Source organism: Streptomyces sp. NPDC048370, from assembly GCF_043200825.1.
Taxonomy (GTDB): domain Bacteria; phylum Actinomycetota; class Actinomycetes; order Streptomycetales; family Streptomycetaceae; genus Streptomyces.
In genome coordinates this window covers 123,592-140,412 of the sequence record NZ_JBICYI010000007.1, presented here as the reverse complement: position 1 = coordinate 140,412, position 16,821 = coordinate 123,592, and the positions used below count along the sequence as shown (strand labels likewise).

Genomic DNA, 16,821 nt, shown 5'->3' with positions numbered 1-16,821 from the left:
AGGGGGCCCTGGGCAGGACCCCGATCAGGGCCCCGCCCGGTGCTCCCCTGCACCCGGCGCTCCCCTACTACACCCGGTCCACGAGGTCGGCGATCGAGTCGACGATCTTGGAGGGGCGGTACGGGAAGCGGTCGATCTCGGCCTGGCTCGTGAGTCCGGTGAGCACGAGGAAGGTCTGCATGCCCGCCTCGAGGCCGGCCAGGATGTCGGTGTCCATCCGGTCGCCGATCATGGCGCTGGTCTCGGAGTGGGCGCCGATGGCGTTCAGGCCGGTGCGCATCATCAGCGGGTTCGGCTTGCCCGCGAAGTACGGGTCCTTGCCGGTGGCCTTCGTGATGAGCGCGGCGACGGAGCCGGTGGCCGGCAGCGGGCCCTCAAGGGAGGGGCCGGTCTCGTCGGGGTTGGTGCAGATGAAGCGGGCGCCGGCGTTGATGAGCCGGACGGCCTTGGTCATGGCCTCGAAGGAGTACGTCCGGGTCTCGCCGAGGACCACGTAGTCGGGGTCGTGATCGGTGAGGACGTAGCCGATGTCGTGCAGCGCGGTGGTCAGGCCGGCCTCGCCGATGACGTAGGCGGTGCCGCCGGGGCGCTGGTCGTCGAGGAACTTGGCGGTCGCGAGCGCCGAGGTCCAGATGTTCTCCACCGGCACCTGGAGGCCCATGCGCGCGAGGCGGGCGTGCAGGTCGCGGGCGGTGTAGATGGAGTTGTTGGTGAGCACCAGGAAGGGCTTCTCGGTTTCCCGCAGCTTCTTGATGAACGCGTCGGCGCCGGGGATCGGAACGCCCTCGTGGATGAGGACGCCGTCCATGTCGGTGAGCCAGGATTCGATCGGCTTGCGCTCTGCCATGTGCGGGGACTCCTGCCGTACAGAAATCGTGCGGTGTGCTGGGGGCGCCGCGACAGCGCTGTGGCGACGCCCCCAGCCTAATCAGGATGCGGTGACCTTGACCCCGTCGATCACCCAGTACCAGTTGTTGGAGCCCGTGTAGCGGAAGCGGAAGCTCACGGTGGACGCGCCGGACGGGACGTTCACGGTGAGGGACTGGGGCTGGGAGATCACGTCGGAGGTGTAGCTCTTGACGACGGTCGGCGTGCCGCCGTTGAAGACCGCCTGGACCTGGGCGGTCTGGCTGCCCTCCTGGCGGTAGAAGGTGGTGAAGTCCAGGGTCGCCCGCGTCTTGCCGGAGACGCTGTACGCGGGGGTGACCAGGGTCGAGTCGTACGTACCGGAGAAGGACTTGTCGGCCCACTCGTCGGAGTCGGCGACGGCGAAGACGCCCCGGGCGCGGACGTTGAGCTCGCGGGACTGGTCTCGCTGGGTACGGGACCAGAACTCGTCGGTGGCGAAGGCCCAGCCGCGCCACTCGGTCACGCCGCCGGTGCCCATGGCGTTGTTGATGACGGACCAGCCGCTGGGCGCGGTGCGGGTGAAGCCGAGGACGCCGGCCGGGATGCCGGTCTCGTCGACGCGCCCGCCGAGGGAGGAGTGGAGCGCGTCGAAGGGGTCGGTGGAGCGCTGCTGGATCGGCTTGCCGTCCAGGCCCCAGGCGGGGTCGGGGGCGATGCCGAGCTGGTGGAAGACGGTCGCGGCGACATCGACGAGCCGGGTGTCGATGGGGCGGGCGCCGGCGGCGATGCCGGGGCCCTGGGCGAGGACGAACGTACGGCGCTCCTCGATGGCGGAGCCGCCGTGGCCGCCGCCGTCGGTGTGGCCGTGGTCGGTGGTGACGACGACCGTCCAGCGCTCGGTGGCGTAGGAGGGGCGGGCCTTGATCGCGGCGAGGAGGCGGCCGAGGTAGCCGTCCTGGACGGCGATGGCGTCGAGGTACTTCTGGCTGGCGGCGCCGTAGGAGTGGCCCATCTCGTCGGTCTCGCCGAAGTAGACGAAGAGGACGTCCGGGTTCTGGTTCCGGAGGATGTCCTCGGTGGCGTCCGTGATGATCTTGTCGTTGACGGCGTAGTTGTTGTTGTAGACCAGCTTGGCGTCGGCGCCGGGGGTGACCGTGCCGTGCGTGTCGAGCTCGGGCCAGTCGACGGCCGCGAAGAGCGAGAGGTCGGGGCGGATTTGGTTCAGGCGGGCCAGGAAGCCGGGGTACTTGGCGTAGTTCTTGCCGGTGAAGGAGTTGTCCTTCACGCCGTGCTTGTCGGGCCACACGCCGGTGGAGATCGTGGACCAGCCGGGTCCTGAGGAGGTGGCGGCCATCGGGTTGGCGTAGAGCAGCGACAGACCGTACGTGCCGTTCGCGATCAGGGACTTCAGGGTCGGCGCGTTGGCGGCGTCGATCCGGTCGTGGCGCAGTCCGTCCATGCCGACGACGAGCACCTTGTCCTTGCTGGTGCCGTTCGGGAGCGTGGGGGCCGCGGTGGTGGCCGCGTGGGCGGCGGGCGCGGTGGACAGGCCCGTGGCGGCGACGGCCGCGGTGGAGCCCGCGGCGGCGAGGACGGTGCGGCGGGACGGGCCGGTGGACATGCCGGTGATCGGCATCTTCAGATCCTCCGTAGAAGGGGGCGAGGACACACCAACGCCCCCGATTCCTCGGGGGCGTTGGTCCGTACCCGTTATCTTTCCGCGATCATTCGCGGGTCGCCAGGGCCGTGCGGTGAACTCTTGGAAGCGAGTGGTTAGCTTCCCGTGGCCGTCTTCCACGCGTCGACGTACGTGGTCAGGTTCTTGTCGATGTCGGCCCAGTCCGGCTCGAAGACCTCGACGCCCTCGATCAGCTTCGCCAGCTCGATGGCGTTGGCGTCGGTCGCCTTGACGTCCTTCCGGGCCGGGAAGCCGCCGCCGACCGCGCTGACCTCGCGTTGGGCCTGCTCGCCGAGCATGAAGTCGAGCAGCTTCTTGCCGTTCTCGGTGTGCGGGGCCTTGTTCACCAGACCGGCGGCGTACGGCAGGGCGAAGGTGGTGGGCTTGCCGCCCTCCCTGGCCGGGAACCAGATGCCGAGGTTCGGCATGGACTTGGACTGCGCGAAGTTCATCTGGACGTCGCCGTTGGCGACGAGGATCTCGCCCTTGTCGACCTTGGGGGCGAGCTTGGAGGTAGAGGAGGACGGGCCGACGTTGTTGGCCTGCAGCTTCTTCAGGTACTCCATCGCCGGCTCCTGGCCGCCGAAGTCGTTCATCGCCTTGATGACGACGGCCGTGCCGTCACCCGCGACACCGGGGGTGGAGTACTGCAGCTTGTTCTTGAACTTGCCGTCGAGGAGCTCCTCCCAGGTCGTGGGGGCCTCCTTCAGCTGCTGCTTGTTGTAGATGAAGCCGAAGTAGTTGTTGACGACCGAGGTCCACTTGCCGTCGGCGGCCTTGTTCGCGCCGTCGACCTGCTCGGCGCCCTTCGGGGTGTACGCCTGGAGCAGCCCCTTGGAGTCGGCCTGCTGGATGAAGGGCGGCAGGGTCACGATGACGTCGGCCTGCGTGTTGTTCTTCTCGCGGACGGCGCGCTGCACCATCTCGCCGGAACCGCCTTCGACGTACTTGACCTTGATGCCGGTCTCCTTCTCGAAGTCGGCGAAGACCTTGTCGTACCAGCCGTCGCCCTTCTCCCCCTTGAGGCCGTCCGCGCTGTACACGGTGACGACCTTCTCGTCGGAGGCGGCGGAGGAGCCGCCGCAGGCGGTGAGGGTGGCGACGAGGGCGAGACTGCCGGTGACGGCGGCGACCGGCTTGACGAGCTTGGACGAGGTACGCATAACGTCGTTCTCTCCTGGGGGACTTGGCGGTGGTGGCGCTCAGCGGTGGGTGCTTGCGGCAGGCGCCTATCGGTAGGACGCCTTGGTACGGATACGGGAGACGGCGAGCAGGACGACCAGGGTCGTGGCCATCAGGACCACGGCGAGCGCCGAGCCGGTGAAGAGGGAGCCACGGTCGGTGGCGGTGAAGATCAGCACCGGGAGCGGCAGCCAGTCCGGCGGGTAGAGCATCATCGTGGCGCTCAACTCGCCCATGGACAGGGCGAAGCAGAGCCCGGCGGCCGCGTTCAGGGACGGCAGCAGGAGCGGCAGCTTCACCCGGAGCAGGACGTACGCGGGACGGGCGCCGAGGCTCGCCGCCGCCTGCTCGTACATCGGGTCGAGACGGAGGATGGCCGCCGAAACCGACTGATAGGCAAACGCCGTGACAAGAATGGTGTGCGCGAGGATCACGATCCAGCGCGTTCCGTTCAGCAGCACCGGCGGCTGCGAGAAGGCGACCAGGACGGCGAGGCCGACGACGACCGAGGGCACGGCGACCGGCAGCATGAACAGCGCGTCGAGGAACCGACGGCCGTTCTTCCGGAGGGAGTTGGCCACCAGGGCCGCCCAGGTGCCGATGGTCAGCGCGAGCAGGCTCGCGGTGACGGCGGTGACCAGGCTGGTGGTCAGCGCCTGCAGCGACTCGCCGCGCACGGCGGCCGTGTAGTGCTCCGCGGTCGGCCCGGAGGGGAAGGCCCCGGACCAGTTGGTGGAGAACGAGGCGGCGAGGATCACCAGGAGCGGGAGGGCGAAGAGCGGGACGAAGAGGACCGCGAAGACGGCCCAGGTCGTCCACCTGCCCGTACGGCTATGCACCAACACGGCGGCTCACCACCCGGTAGAGGCCGTAGAGGCCCACGGAGATCGCGACGTTGACGACGGCGACGACACAGGCGGCGGCGTAGTCGGATTCGAGGATGGCCTTGCCGTAGACGAGCATCGGGAGGGTCGTGACGCCCTTGGCGCCGGTGAAGAGGACGATCCCGAACTCGTTGAGGCACATGACCAGGACGAGGCTGCCGCCGGCGGCGAGCGCGGGCAGCGCCTCGGGCAGGATCACCCGCCGGACGATGCGCAGCGGCTTCGCCCCGAGGGAGGAGGCGACCTCCAGCTGCGCGGTCTCCATCTGCGAGAACGCGGCGAGCAGGGGGCGCATCACGAAGGGCGTGAAGTACGTGATCTCGGCGAGGAGGACGCCCCAGGGCGTGGTCAGGAACTGGAAGGGCCCGGTCTCGGCGCCCGTGAGGTCCGTCCACAGGCCGTTGCCGATGCCGACCGTGCCGTAGAGGAAGAGCAGGGCGAGGGTGATCAGGAAGGACGGGAAGGAGAGGAAGACGTCGATGAACTTCGAGACCGCCTTCCCGCCGGGGAACGGTACGAACGCGATGATCAGCGCGAGCACGAACCCGAGGACCAGACACCCGACGGTGGACCCGACGGCCAGCCACACGGTGGTGACGAGCGCCTCCCGGAAGGCCTCGGACCCGAAGACGTCGGCGTAGGCACCGGGGGCGAGGGACTCCTGGACGACGAGCGCGAGGGGGTAGAGGAAGACGAGCGCGAGGACGGCGACGGGGGGCAGGGCCCACAAGACCGTTGTGGGCATACGTTCCGCAGGGGCGATGGGGGTCCCCCCTGCTCGAGCGAAGCCGAGAGCTTGGGGGAGGGTGGGCACGACGGACGGCGCCTTTGCGGGCGCGTCCGCCTCGGGTCCCTCGCCACGACGGCGCTCAGCGGTCATGACCCGCCCCTCGGGGTCACCCATCGGACACCCCGGCCCCCAGCAGCACCCCGTCCTCGGGCGCGAAGTGCAGGACCACCTCGTCACCGAGCGCCGGCGTCTCCCGCAGCTCACGTACGTCCGCCTTGACCCGATGGCCCTCGACGTCGACGTACAGCCGATGCGTCGACCCCCGCCACTGCACCTCCGCGATACGACCGCGCAGGGCGTTCGGGCCCTCCCCCAGGCCGATGAGGTGGGGCCGTACGCACAGGGTGGCGGCGGCCCCCGGGACGACGCCGTCCGTGGCGACCTTCAGTTCGGCGCCGCCGAAGGCGACCCCGCCCACTCCGACCGTCACCGGCAGCAGGTTCGCGTTGCCGACGAAGGACGCCGTGAACTCCGTACGAGGGCGGCGGTACAGGTCCTGCGGCGTACCGCAGTCCTGGAGCCGGGCCTTGTCCATGACCGCGATCCGGTCCGCGAGGGTCAGCGCCTCGACCTGGTCGTGGGTGACGTACAGGATGGAGACGTCCGGCAACTCGCGGTGCAGCCGCGCCAGTTCGGCGAGCATCCCGGAGCGCAGCTGTGCGTCGAGCGCGGAGAGCGGCTCGTCGAGGAGCAGGACGTTCGGCCGGATGGCGAGCGCGCGGGCGATGGCGACGCGCTGCTGCTGTCCGCCGGAGAGCTCGCGCGGGTAGCGCTTGGCGTAGGCGGCCATCCCGGCCATCTCCAGGGCCTCGGCGACCCGACCGGGGATCTCGGCCTTCGGCGCCTTCTGCGCCTTCAGGCCGAAGGCCACGTTGTCCTCGACCCGCATGTGCGGGAAGAGGGCGTACTGCTGGACGACCATCCCGATCCCCCGCTTGTGCGGCGGGAGGGCGGTGACGTCGCGGTCGCCGATGAACACCCGTCCGGAGACCGGCTGCACGAACCCGGCGACGGCGCGCAGGGCGGTGGTCTTGCCGGAGCCGGAGGGCCCGAGGAGGGCCATGACCTCGCCGGGCTCGACGGTCAGGTCGAGGGAGTCGAGGACGGTGTTGCCGCCGTACGCGACGGAGACGGAGTCGAAGCGGATGCCGCTGCGGATGCCGCTGCCGGCGCCGCTGCGGGTGCCCGTCACGGCGACCGGCTTCGGGGTCGCGGCGTCGGTGGACGTCACCGGTCCGCCTCCGCCCGCGCTATGGCTGCCGGCAGATCCGCGACCGACGCGAGGACGTGCGTGGCGCCGTGCTCCTTGAGCGCGGCCTCGTCGTGCGCCCCCGTGAGCACGCCCGTGACGATCCCGGCGCCCGAGCGGACCCCGCTGAGCATGTCGTACGAGGTGTCGCCCGCGACCGCGATCTGCCGGACGTCGTCGACGACTCCCGTACGGAGGAAGGCGCCGAGGACCATGTCCGGGTACGGACGCCCCCGGCCGCCCGCGTCCGCCGGGCAGAGGGTCAGCTCGACCAGGTCGCGCCAGCCGAGCGCGTCGAGGATGGCGTCCTGGGTGACCCGGGCGAAGCCGGTGGTCAGGACGACCGTACGGCCTTCCGCCTTCAGCCGGTCGATCGCCTCGGCCGCACCCGGGATCGGCGCGATCAGGCCGCCGGCGACCAGCTCTCCGTACGCCTCCTCGAAGGCCACGTTGGCCTGCTGGGCGCGGGTCTCGTCGCCGCCGAAGAGGTGGCGGAAGACGGAGATCTTGGACTCGCCCATGGTGGCGCGGACGTAGTCGATCATCCTGGCCGGGTCCTCGCCGAGGCGCTCGGCGGCGGCGGCGAACGCCCGCTCGACGAGACCGCCGTCGGCGACGGTGGTGCCGGCCATGTCGAGAACGACAAGGTTGTGCTTGTGGATTTCGGTCATGGGGATCACCAGCCCAGTTCGTCAGCGGTCGTCTCGGCGATGGCGGGCGAGCAGGTCATGCCGCGTCCGCCGGGTCCGGTCACCAGCCACACGCCCTCGCGGACCTTCTGGCGGTACACGACCCGGGTGGTGTCGGTGCACTGCGCGTACACGCCCGCCCAGCGGCGCCGGATCCTCGGCAGCGGGCGGCCGAGGAAGGACTCGACGACGCGGACGAGGTGCTCGTAGGGGTCTTCGAGGGTGTCGAAGGCGAAGGGGTGCTCGTACTCGTGCGTGTCGCCGATCGTCAGTCCGCCGTCGAGGCGCTGCACCATCAGGAGCTGCATCTTGTGCGCGGCGGCGGTCGGGTCCTGCGCCTGGCCCGCGTTGAGGGCGTCCAGGGCCTCGGACTTGTACGCCGGGTAGTAGCGGAAGGAGTCGGCGTCGGCGACGGAGGTCGTCAGCGGCTCGCCGAGCGGGTCGGTCTGCATCATCTGGAGGCGGACCTTGCGGACCGGGATGTCGCCGGCGATCTCGCGGACCAGGCCGCTGAGCGCGGCGCCGGTGGCGAGGACGACGGCGTCGCCGGTGTGGATCTCGCCGCGGTCGTCGCGTACGGCGGCGTTGCGCATGCCCTCGGCGCCTGAGGCGTCCCGGACCTCGCGGTTCGGCAGGAAGGTGTACTTCCCGGAGGCCAGGAGGGCCTTGCGGAGCGCGAGTTGGGCGGTGCGCGGCTCGACGGCCGCGTCCCGCTCGCAGAACAGCGCGGCCTGGAAGTCGCCGCGCAGGGCGGGGTTGACCTGGCGCGCCGCCTCGGCGGTGAGCAGCTTGTAGCCGCGGGCGGCCGCGTCGGGGCGGGCGAGGGCGGCCTCGGCGACGGCCAGCTCCAGGTCGCCCCGCACGGGGGTGAGCGAGCCGATGGCCCGGAAGCCGAGCTCGGGGACGCGGGCGCCGATGCCCTCCCAGAGTTCGCGGGCGCGCAGCGCGGTGTCCAGCTCCTCTCCGCCCGCGCGGCCGCTCACCCATATCTGGCCGAAGTTGCGGAGCGAGGCCCCGCGCGCCTCGGCCTCGCGCTCGATGTGTACGACCTCGTGGCCGCGTTCCACTGCGTGCCAGGCGTGCATGGTTCCCACCACGCCGGCTCCTACGACGATCACCTTCATGCCGTTCACGGTCCTGGGGGTGAGTGACCCGGAACGATCCGGTTGGCAACGGGACGGTGAACGGGGCGACAAGCTTGGCCTAGACCCGTTACCTTTCTGTGATCGTACGAGACCCTCGCCGATGGTCGGCTCGGTTCGTTCGGTTCGGTCAGCCCTGGTGGCCGAGGTGGGCGGTGAAGCTGAAGCGATCGCCGCGGTAGAGCGTGCGGACGCGTTCCAGCGGGCTGCCGGAGGTGTCCCGGGAGATCCGGTGGATGAGCAGCATCGGCAGCGCGGGCGGGGTACCGATCAGCAGGGCCTCGCGGGGCGTGGCGAGCACGGTCTCGATCCGCTCGTCGGCGTCGCCGAAGGTGATGCCGAGCCGCTCGCGGAGGTAGCGGTAGAAGGAGGAGTCCGGGTCGAAGTCGCCGTCCAGGTCCGGGACTCGGGCCACGGACACGTACGTGCTCTCCAGACCGACCCGCTCGTCGTCGGCGAGCAGCACGCGCTCCATGTGCCAGACAGGCTCGCCCCGCCGGACGCCGATCTCGGGCGCGAGGGCGTCGGGGCAGGGGAAGCGGTCGAGCGAGATGAGGGAACGACCGGGTCGGCGCCCCTGCCGCCGTACGCCTTCGGTGTAGCTGGCGAGCGAGAGCGGCTGCTCCAGCTTCGGCCCGGCGACCACGGTCCCGCGCCCCTGGCGGCGCAGCCGCCCTTCGAGGAGCAGCTCGCGCAGGGCCTGCCGGACGGTCTCACGGGAGACCTCGTAGCGGACGGCGAGGTCCCGCTCGGTGGGCAGGAGCCCACCTTCGCCCAACTCGTCTATCAGCGAGGCGACTTTCGCCTTCACCGCGTAGTACTTGGGGATGCGGCCGTGCTCGGGGATGCCGGAGCGGATGGGTGCGCCAGGTGCCTGGTCGTTCGGGTAGTCCACTGGGGGATGCTCGCAGATGGGAATGAACGGGAGGGTGTACGGAGAGTTGCGCGGCGGTGCGGGGCTCTGGGCCTGCGCGGGTGGGAGGTTGCAGGTCAGGGGCGGTCGGGGGGCGTCGGTCGACGCGGGGTCGGGGCCTGATGGGGGCGTCGGGCGTATGGGTCGGACGACGTCGGGCGGTGCGGGGCTCAGGGCCTGATGGGGGCGTCGGGGGTATGGGTCGGACGACGTCGGGCGGTGCGGGGCTCAGGGCCTGATGGGGGCGTCGGGGGTATGCGTCGGGCGTCGGCCCCGGTGGCGGTGTCGGCGCCTGGCGGCGACGAGGAGGCCCGCACCCGCGAGCACCAGGGCGCCCGAGGCGGGGGCGAGGAGGACGGCCGACTCGGGCCCGGTCCGGGCGAGTTCGGGTCCCGTCTGGCCGAGTTCGGGCCGGGCGGGGCCGGGCGGGCGCGGGAGGCCGGTGTCGCCGCGCGGCGGGGTGACCTCCACCGGGGCGGACTCCGGGTCCTCTTCCGCGCCTTCGGCGACGATGGCCAGACGGTAGTCGTCGGACTCGCCGACCCAGTCCCCGTCGTCGCCCTGCCGCTGCACGATCGCCGCGTTGGCGACGACCTCGTTGGCGGCGGTGCCCTCGCGGAAGGCGAGCCGGACGGGGACGGTGACGGTACGGCCGGCGGCGACGTCGAAACCGCCGAACTCCGTGCCCGCCGCGTCACGCGAGAGACCCGAGAGCCCGGAGAGCTCCGCGAGATCGGCGACGTCCGAGAACACGCCCACGTTCTCGTCCTCCTCGGTCTCCTCGAACGTCACGGGGCGCCAGCGGCGGGCCTCGGAGTCGTAGAAGTCCATCCGGATCTGGGCGGGTCGGAGGACGCGGTCACGGTCGGCGAGGGCGAGGACGGGGTGGATGCCGCGGCAGGGCTCGGCGGTGGTGTTGGTGAGGTCGACCGCGAAGGTACGGAAACCGGCGCCGGGGACGTACGCGGGGGGCCCGCCGTGGATCCGGGTGTCGATCGGGAAGTCGGGATCCGTCGCCTCGCCGCAGGCGGGCAACTGGGCGGCGCGGTTGGGCGCGGGGCGGTTCGGCGCGGCACGGTCGGGCGCGGAGGCCGGCGACTGCGCGGGGCGGTTCGGCGCCGAGTTGGCCTTGTCGCCGGGGCCCGGGTTCGGGGCCGGATCGGCCGGAGCCGCGGACGAAGGGCCGACAGCGAGCGCGAGGACGGCGGTTCCGGTCGTCGCCGCCGTGACACCGAGGGCGAGGGCGTGACGCAGTCGCATGGGCGGGTGCCTTTGCTGCTCGCGGGCGTACGGGACGGCCGCGACGCTGCCACAGGGGCACGCAGGCTCCGGGCAGCGACCCGGGCCGCACCCCCGGACGGCCCGCACATTCCGCCCGATCAGCCTATTTTCCGAAGAGCGGCGCGAGGATCAGCTGCGCCGCGCCCTCCGCGACGGCGTAGGGAGACGTGGCGCCGGAGACCGGCGTCTCCAGGCCCGCCGCGGCGAGGACCGCGCCTACGCCGCCCACGAACGCCTCGGGCTCCGCGGCCACGACCCGGCCGCCGAGGACGACCCGGTCGATGTCCAGGAGCCGTACGAGATTCACGGCGCCCGTACCGAGGACGCGCGCCGCCTCGGGAACGTCACCGCGCGCGACGGCGGCCAGGCAGAGGACCTCGAGGCAGCCGCGCCCGCCGCAGCCGCAGGGCGGCCCGTCGAGCAGGACGGTCTGGTGCCCGAACTCCCCCGCCCCGGTCCTGACCCCCCGGTGGAGCGCGCCGCCGAGGACGAGCCCGGAGCCGAGCCCCGTACCGAGGTGCAGGTACGCGAACGAGTCGGCGGTGGGGGCGGTGGCGTGGAGGGCGAGGCCGAGGGCGGCGGCGTTGGTGTCCTTGTCGAGGGCGACGGGCAGCCCGAGCCGCCGCGCGAGCTCCTCCCGTAGCGGAACGCCCTCCCACTCGGGAAACCCGGTGACGCGCCCCGGCGTACCGGAGCGATGGTCGAGCGGCCCGGGCATGGCGACACCGAGACCGAGGACGGCGGGGTCGGGACTCTCGGCGTTCCCAGCGCCCGTACCGACGGCACCGGAATCGGCGACCGCACCGACGGCACCCACCTCGCCGACCGCGCGCGCCACCGCCTCGAACACCGCCTCCGCCCCCGCGCCCAGGTCCAGGGGTGTCCGCCGTACCGCGACCCGTACGCCCGCCAGGTCCACCAGGACGGCCGTCAGTTCGTCGCGGTCGAGGTGCACGCCGACCGCGTACGCGGCGGTGGGGACGAGGCGCAGGACGGTGCGGGGTTTGCCGCCGGTCGAGGCGCGGTGCCCCGCCTCGCGGGCCAGGCCCTCCGCGCGCAGCCGCGCCGTGATCTTGCTGACCGCCTGCGGGGTGAGCCCGGTCCGTTCGGCAAGCTCCAGGCGGCTGATCCCGGCTTCGCCCGCGGTCCGCAGCAGGTCGAGGACGAGAGCCGCGTTGTGACTGCGGAGGGCGGGCAGGTTGGCTCCCGCCTCCGTCGACCGGGAACTCCCGGGACGGCTGACGCCGCTGACGCCGCCGACACCACTCACACCACTGACGCCACTCACACCACTGACACCGCTGACACTCCTCTTCACCACCCCATTCTCCCCCTCGCTTGCACTTTGGCAACAGCGTTGCTTAAGTGGAACCATGACTGGGTTCATGACTGGCACCGACACCGCCCCCCTCCGCGTCGGACTCGTCGGCTACGGCCTCGCGGGCTCCGTCTTCCACGCCCCGCTGATCGCCGCCACCGAGGGCCTGGTCCTCGACACGGTCACGACCGGCAACCCCGAGCGCCAGGCGCAGGCGCGGGCCGCGTACCCGGACGTACGGGTCGCGGACACCCCCGAGGAGCTGTGGGCGCGGGCGGACGAGCTCGATCTGATCGTCGTCGCCTCCCCCAACAAGACGCACGTGTCGATCGCCACCGCCGCCCTGACCGCCGGCCTCCCGGTCGTCGTGGACAAGCCGGTCGCCGGCACGGCCGCCGAGGCGCGCGGGCTCGCCGCCCTCGCCGAGGAGCGGGGCCTACTGCTCTCCGTCTTCCAGAACCGCCGCTGGGACAACGACTTCCTGACCCTCCGCGGCCTCCTCGCGGACGGCGCACTCGGCGAGGTCCAGCGCTTCGAGTCCCGCTTCGAGCGCTGGCGCCCGCAGCTCAAGGGCGGCTGGCGCGAGTCCGGCGCCCCGGAGGAGATCGGCGGACTGCTCTACGACCTCGGCAGCCACGTCGTCGACCAGGCCCTGGTGCTCTTCGGCCCGGCCGTCCGCGTGTACGCCGAGGCCGACGTGCGCCGCCCCGGAGCCGAGGCCGACGACGACACGTTCATCGCGATCACGCACGCGAACGGCGTCCGCTCCCACCTGTACGTGAGCGCCACCACGGCCCAACTCGGCCCCCGCTTCCGCGTCCTGGGCTCCAGCGCCGGGTACGTGAAGTACGGCCTCGACCCCCAGGAGGCCGAGCTGCGCGAGGGGCTGCTCCCCGGCCCTGGCGTGGTGTGGGGCGTGGAGCCTGAGTCGCTGTGGGGCCGGCTCGGCGCCGGGGAGTCCCCGCTGACCGGCGGCGGCATCCCGGTGGAGACGGTGCCGGGCGACTACCCGGCGTACTACGCGGCCGTCGCCGCCGCCGTCCGCGGCACGGGTACGAACCCGGTCACCGCCCACGAGGCCGCGGCCGCCCTGGACGTGCTCGAGGCGGCCCACCGCTCGGCCCGCGAGGGAATCACGGTGACGCTGTGAGCGGTGACGCGGTGAGCGACGGCGCTGTGAACGGTGACGCTGTGAACGGTGATTCGGCGAACGACGGCGCTGTGAACGGTGACGCGGCGAACGACAGCACTGAGAGCGACGACGCTGTGAACGAGATCCCCGAACTGGAGGCGCAGGAACGGAACCTGATCCTCCCCCGCTTCACGTACGAGGACGCCTGGGCTCTCGGCTCGCTCCTCGTCGAGCTGGCGCGCGAGCGCGGCGCGCCGGTCGCGATCGACATCCGGCGCGGGGCGCAGCAGCTCTTCCACTGCGCGCTGCCGGGTTCGAGCGCGGACAACGACGCCTGGATCGACCGCAAGCGCCGGGTCGTGGAGCGGTACGGGGAGAGCTCATTCCTGGTCGGCGCGCGCTTCCGGGCGAAGGGGAAGACGTTCGAGGAGTCCTCCCGCCTGGACCCCGACCGGTACGCCGCGCACGGCGGTTCGTTCCCGATCGCGGTCGAGGGCGCGGGGGTGATCGGCTCGGTGACGGTGTCGGGGCTGCCGCAGGCGGAGGATCACGCGATGGTGGGCGAGGCACTGGAGCGTCTGCTGACTTCGTACGCGGTGGACGCCTGAGCACGCACAGCACGCACAGCACGCCGAGCACTCCGAGCACTCCGAGCACTCCGAGCACGCCACGCATCCCCGTCCCCCCTCCCAGGAGGGGGGACGGGCGCATGAGGATGGGGCTCAGGCGTCCTTGAGCTGCTGACGCTGACGGCCGAGCCCGTCGATCTCCAGCTCCACGACGTCACCGGCGCGCAGGTACGGCTTCGGCTCGGGCTGTCCCATCGCGACGCCGCCCGGGGTGCCGGTGTTGATGATGTCGCCCGGGTACAGGGTCATGAACTGGCTCACGTACCGGACGACCTCCGCGACCGGGAAGATCTGGTCGGAGGTGTTGCCGTCCTGCTTCAGCTCGCCGTTGACCCAGAGCCGGAGGCCGAGCGCCTGCGGGTCCGGGACCTCGTCGGCGGTGACCAGCCACGGGCCGAGCGGGTTGAAGGTCTCGCAGTTCTTGCCCTTGTCCCAGGTGCCGCCGCGCTCGATCTGGAACTCGCGCTCGGAGACGTCGTGGGCGACGGCGTAACCGGCGACGTGGGCGAGGGCCTGCTCGTCGGTCTCCAGGTAGCGGGCCGTGCGGCCGATGACGATGGCGAGCTCGACCTCCCAGTCCGTCTTGGTGCTGCGGCGCGGTACGAGGACGGTGTCGTCGGGGCCGACGACGGTGTCGGGGGCCTTGAGGAAGACGACGGGCTCGGCCGGGGTCGCGGCACCGGTCTCGGCGGCGTGGCCGTGGTAGTTCAGCCCGATGCACACGACCTTGCCGATCCGGCCGACGGGCGGGCCGATCCGCAGCCCGGTCGCGTCGAGCACGGGCAGTACGCCGGCGCCGAGCGCGGCCCGGATCCGGGCGAGGGCGGACTCGTCGGCCAGCAGGCTGCCGTCGACGTCACCGACCAGGGCGGACAGGTCGCGGAGCGTGCCGTCCTGGTCGAGCAGGGCGGGACGCTCGGCACCCGCCGGACCGACTCGCAGCAGCTTCATGGTCTTCTCCCTGTGGTCGAGGTGGGCCCCGGGGGGTGGGCCCTGGTGATCCCCGGCCGATGGAGTGCGGCCATCGGAGGCAATGAGGGTTGGTCGATCCTCCAAGAGAACCGACCACTCTGCAAGACCCCGTTCACGGACTGGACCCTTACGCGCGAGTAGCAAGGACTGCGGCGGCGGGCTGGTCGCGGAAGAGTACGGCCCGCTCGAAGACGGTCCAGGTGGTGCTGGTGACGACGTAGAGGGCGGCTGCGAGCGGGACGACGGCGACCGTGATGAGGGTGGCGAAGGAGAGCAGCGGCATGAGCTTGTTGATGGTGTCGGCGCCGGGCGTGTCCGGAAGGCCGGTGTTCAGGGGCTGGGCGGCGAGCTGCCGCTTCGTACGCCGGTAGTTGAACGTGGCCACGGCGGCGACGATCGCGAAGAGCACGAGGTAGACGACCCCGGCGGGCCCGAAGACCCCACCCGCGGCGAGGGCGTCGGCGTAGTGGTCGCCGAGCGGGGCGGCGAAGAGGCTGTGTCCGGCCATGCGGTCGCCGGAGAACAGGTGGTACATGAGGAGGAACGCGGGCGCCTGGAGAAGGCTCGGCAGGCAGCCGGCGAAGGGCGAGACCTTCTCCTTCGCGTGCAGCTCCATGACCGCCTTCTTGAGGCGCTCGGGGTCCTTGGAGTGCTTGGCGCGCAGCTCGGCGAGTTGCGGGGCGAGCCGGACGCGGGCCTTCTGTCCGCGGGCGGCGGCGCGGGAGAGGGGGTGGACGGCGAGCCGGACGACCATGGTGAAGAGGACGATCGCGGCGGCGGTCGCGGTGGTGGCGAAGAGCGGCTGGAGCAGGTCGGCGAGGCGCTCGACCAGGGTGGCGAAAACGGACATGGGGACCCTCCGGGGTCAGTCGTGCCGGAATGAAGAAAGGGATCGGCATGACGAATCCGCGCAGGGTGAAGAGAAGGTACTGCTGACGCAGTACGACTGATGCCTACGCGGCCGCCGGGAGGGGGCGGCCGGGTGCCCGGGGCCTACGGCGCCCGGAGGCGTCGGGGTCGCGTTGGGGCAGGAAGGCGGTGCGTTGCTCGCGGTCCCGCAGGGCGGTGCGTACCCGGGTGGGGGGTACGGGCGCGGGCGCGGGGGCGCCGATGAGGGCGCAGAGGAAACCGGTCGCGGCGAGGGCGACGGCGGCGGAGAGGCTGGAGCCGTCGGAGAGGAGCAGGTCGCCGAGGGCGAGGAGGAAGAAGACGGGGGCGGCGAGGCGCAGCAGCAGACTCCCCATCACACGCTCCTTCCTTCCCGTAGCCGGTCGTCTAGAGCCGTTATACACGCTTGGCCCACACGACGAGACGGTAGGCGGAGCTGAATTCGGGGGTGCAGGTGGTCAGGGTCAGGTACGCACCGGGCTCGGAGTAGCCGTAGGAGGGCTTGACGAGGGAGCGGGGGACGGGCTGGATCACGCCGGTGTCGCGGGGCGAGGTCTGGGCGAGGACGCGATCGACGACGTACTCGTACTCGGCGTCCCTGGTCTGCACCCGGATCCGGTCCCCCTTGGCGAGCCGGTTGATGTAGCGGAAGGGCTCGCCGTGGGTGTTGCGGTGACCGGCGAGGGCGAAGTTCCCGGTCTGGCCGGGCCCGGCGGTGCCGGGGTACTGACCGACGTAGCCGCGGTCGAGGACGGAGCGCTTGCCGATGCCGCGGGCGATGGGGGCGGTGAGGCCGATGCGGGGGATGCGGATGATGGCGTAGGCGGAGGAGGAGGGGCGGGCGCCGGGCGGGGAGGCGGAAGGGGAGACAGATCGCGACGGGAAGGAGGACGGGGACGGGGATGGAGCTAGGGAAGGGGACGGGGACAGGGAGGGAGAGAGGGATGGTGATCCCTCCCACTCCCGATCCCACTCCCGCTCAAGGACGCGTACCTGCTCGCCGGCCTGGGCGCGGGCCTGCTGGTTGGTCCACCAGAGCTGGTGGACGACGAGCAGGAGGAGAACGACCCCGCAGGTGACGACGGCCTCGGCGGCGGCCCACAGCAGGCGGGCGGGCGTGCTCCGCACCCCGCGCGTCTGGACGACGACCGGCACTCTCTCCCGCACCCTGTCCCGCACCCTGTCCCGCACGCGGGGCACGATAGGTGCTGGGGCGCCAACTCTC

At 71.8% G+C, this 16,821-nt stretch carries 17 protein-coding genes; 2 read left to right on the top strand and 15 right to left on the bottom strand.

Annotated features, from left to right (window positions below; genetic code table 11):
• Positions 1-67: 67 nt before the first annotated feature.
• The 11 genes from ACGFYP_RS17695 to ACGFYP_RS17645 all read right to left on the bottom strand — a co-directional run bounded on the left by ACGFYP_RS17695 (position 68) and on the right by ACGFYP_RS17645 (position 12,032).
• Positions 68-847, bottom strand: a complete 780-nt coding sequence (locus tag ACGFYP_RS17695; protein ID WP_361962718.1) for an HAD-IIA family hydrolase — start codon at positions 845-847, stop codon at positions 68-70.
• Positions 848-928: 81 nt separating this feature from the next.
• Positions 929-2,470 carry an alkaline phosphatase family protein gene (locus tag ACGFYP_RS17690; RefSeq protein WP_393494338.1) on the bottom strand — a complete coding sequence of 514 codons (1,542 nt, stop codon included), beginning with the start codon at positions 2,468-2,470 and terminating at the stop codon, positions 929-931.
• Between the two features lie 152 nt (positions 2,471-2,622).
• On the bottom strand, positions 2,623-3,690 hold the full coding sequence (locus ACGFYP_RS17685; RefSeq protein WP_393493777.1) for a 2-aminoethylphosphonate ABC transporter substrate-binding protein: 1,068 nt from the start codon (positions 3,688-3,690) through the stop codon (positions 2,623-2,625).
• A 66-nt stretch (positions 3,691-3,756) separates the two neighbouring features.
• Complete coding sequence (locus ACGFYP_RS17680; RefSeq protein ID WP_393493774.1) at positions 3,757-4,554, bottom strand: ABC transporter permease; 798 nt, start codon at positions 4,552-4,554, stop codon at positions 3,757-3,759.
• Entirely contained in the window at positions 4,541-5,338 is a 798-nt protein-coding gene (locus ACGFYP_RS17675) for a 2-aminoethylphosphonate ABC transporter permease subunit (RefSeq protein ID WP_393493771.1), read from the bottom strand. The genes ACGFYP_RS17680 and ACGFYP_RS17675 overlap by 14 nt, the downstream gene beginning before the upstream one ends.
• A 151-nt stretch (positions 5,339-5,489) precedes the next feature.
• A complete protein-coding gene (locus tag ACGFYP_RS17670; protein WP_393494335.1) occupies positions 5,490-6,542 on the bottom strand; it encodes an ABC transporter ATP-binding protein in 1,053 nt (350 codons plus the stop codon).
• 68 nt (positions 6,543-6,610) lie between these two features.
• On the bottom strand, positions 6,611-7,303 hold the full coding sequence (locus ACGFYP_RS17665) for a phosphonatase-like hydrolase (RefSeq protein WP_393493768.1): 693 nt from the start codon (positions 7,301-7,303) through the stop codon (positions 6,611-6,613).
• 5 nt (positions 7,304-7,308) lie between these two features.
• Positions 7,309-8,445 (bottom strand): TIGR03364 family FAD-dependent oxidoreductase, encoded by a 1,137-nt coding sequence (locus ACGFYP_RS17660; RefSeq protein WP_393493765.1) that lies wholly within the window; start codon positions 8,443-8,445, stop codon positions 7,309-7,311.
• A gap of 148 nt (positions 8,446-8,593) precedes the next feature.
• A complete protein-coding gene (locus ACGFYP_RS17655; RefSeq protein WP_393493762.1) occupies positions 8,594-9,358 on the bottom strand; it encodes a GntR family transcriptional regulator in 765 nt (254 codons plus the stop codon).
• A 246-nt stretch (positions 9,359-9,604) separates the two neighbouring features.
• Positions 9,605-10,636, bottom strand: a complete 1,032-nt coding sequence (locus ACGFYP_RS17650) for an LPXTG cell wall anchor domain-containing protein (protein WP_393493759.1) — start codon at positions 10,634-10,636, stop codon at positions 9,605-9,607.
• Positions 10,637-10,760: 124 nt separating this feature from the next.
• Positions 10,761-12,032, bottom strand: a complete 1,272-nt coding sequence (locus tag ACGFYP_RS17645; protein ID WP_393493756.1) for an ROK family protein — start codon at positions 12,030-12,032, stop codon at positions 10,761-10,763.
• A 10-nt stretch (positions 12,033-12,042) separates the two neighbouring features.
• Between ACGFYP_RS17645 and ACGFYP_RS17640 the strand changes: the two genes are divergently transcribed.
• Together ACGFYP_RS17640 and ACGFYP_RS17635 are read left to right on the top strand one after the other, a co-directional pair.
• Positions 12,043-13,125, top strand: coding sequence for a Gfo/Idh/MocA family oxidoreductase (locus ACGFYP_RS17640; protein WP_393493753.1), 1,083 nt, complete (start codon positions 12,043-12,045; stop codon positions 13,123-13,125).
• Between the two features lie 116 nt (positions 13,126-13,241).
• A complete protein-coding gene (locus tag ACGFYP_RS17635) occupies positions 13,242-13,715 on the top strand; it encodes a heme-degrading domain-containing protein (protein ID WP_393493751.1) in 474 nt (157 codons plus the stop codon).
• Positions 13,716-13,829: 114 nt separating this feature from the next.
• Here the strand turns inward: ACGFYP_RS17635 and ACGFYP_RS17630 are convergent, their stop codons facing one another.
• From ACGFYP_RS17630 to ACGFYP_RS17615, 4 genes are all read right to left on the bottom strand, one after another.
• Positions 13,830-14,687, bottom strand: coding sequence for a fumarylacetoacetate hydrolase family protein (locus ACGFYP_RS17630; protein ID WP_393493748.1), 858 nt, complete (start codon positions 14,685-14,687; stop codon positions 13,830-13,832).
• 148 nt (positions 14,688-14,835) lie between these two features.
• Positions 14,836-15,558 (bottom strand): YidC/Oxa1 family membrane protein insertase, encoded by a 723-nt coding sequence (locus ACGFYP_RS17625; protein WP_393493746.1) that lies wholly within the window; start codon positions 15,556-15,558, stop codon positions 14,836-14,838.
• A gap of 103 nt (positions 15,559-15,661) precedes the next feature.
• The gene (locus ACGFYP_RS17620; protein WP_361962696.1) at positions 15,662-15,952 is read right to left on the bottom strand and encodes a DUF6412 domain-containing protein; all 291 of its coding nucleotides are present in this window, start codon (positions 15,950-15,952) and stop codon (positions 15,662-15,664) included.
• A 40-nt stretch (positions 15,953-15,992) separates the two neighbouring features.
• Positions 15,993-16,787, bottom strand: a complete 795-nt coding sequence (locus tag ACGFYP_RS17615) for a class E sortase (RefSeq protein WP_393493742.1) — start codon at positions 16,785-16,787, stop codon at positions 15,993-15,995.
• Positions 16,788-16,821 lie beyond the last annotated feature (34 nt).

What these genes read in the sequence shown, in the direction of transcription:
- ACGFYP_RS17660 (WP_393493765.1), bottom strand. Translation starts at nt 8,445, where the DNA reads ATGAAGGTGATCGTCGTAGGAGCCGGCGTGGTGGGAACCATGCACGCC.
- ACGFYP_RS17675 (WP_393493771.1), bottom strand. Translation starts at nt 5,338, where the DNA reads ATGCCCACAACGGTCTTGTGGGCCCTGCCCCCCGTCGCCGTCCTCGCG.
- ACGFYP_RS17625 (WP_393493746.1), bottom strand. Translation starts at nt 15,558, where the DNA reads ATGTCCGTTTTCGCCACCCTGGTCGAGCGCCTCGCCGACCTGCTCCAG.
- ACGFYP_RS17690 (WP_393494338.1), bottom strand. Translation starts at nt 2,470, where the DNA reads ATGTCCACCGGCCCGTCCCGCCGCACCGTCCTCGCCGCCGCGGGCTCC.
- ACGFYP_RS17630 (WP_393493748.1), bottom strand. Translation starts at nt 14,687, where the DNA reads ATGAAGCTGCTGCGAGTCGGTCCGGCGGGTGCCGAGCGTCCCGCCCTG.
- ACGFYP_RS17650 (WP_393493759.1), bottom strand. Translation starts at nt 10,636, where the DNA reads ATGCGACTGCGTCACGCCCTCGCCCTCGGTGTCACGGCGGCGACGACC.
- ACGFYP_RS17640 (WP_393493753.1), top strand. Translation starts at nt 12,043, where the DNA reads ATGACTGGCACCGACACCGCCCCCCTCCGCGTCGGACTCGTCGGCTAC.
- ACGFYP_RS17645 (WP_393493756.1), bottom strand. Translation starts at nt 12,032, where the DNA reads ATGGTTCCACTTAAGCAACGCTGTTGCCAAAGTGCAAGCGAGGGGGAG.
- ACGFYP_RS17685 (WP_393493777.1), bottom strand. Translation starts at nt 3,690, where the DNA reads ATGCGTACCTCGTCCAAGCTCGTCAAGCCGGTCGCCGCCGTCACCGGC.
- ACGFYP_RS17695 (WP_361962718.1), bottom strand. Translation starts at nt 847, where the DNA reads ATGGCAGAGCGCAAGCCGATCGAATCCTGGCTCACCGACATGGACGGC.
- ACGFYP_RS17665 (WP_393493768.1), bottom strand. Translation starts at nt 7,303, where the DNA reads ATGACCGAAATCCACAAGCACAACCTTGTCGTTCTCGACATGGCCGGC.
- ACGFYP_RS17620 (WP_361962696.1), bottom strand. Translation starts at nt 15,952, where the DNA reads ATGGGGAGTCTGCTGCTGCGCCTCGCCGCCCCCGTCTTCTTCCTCCTC.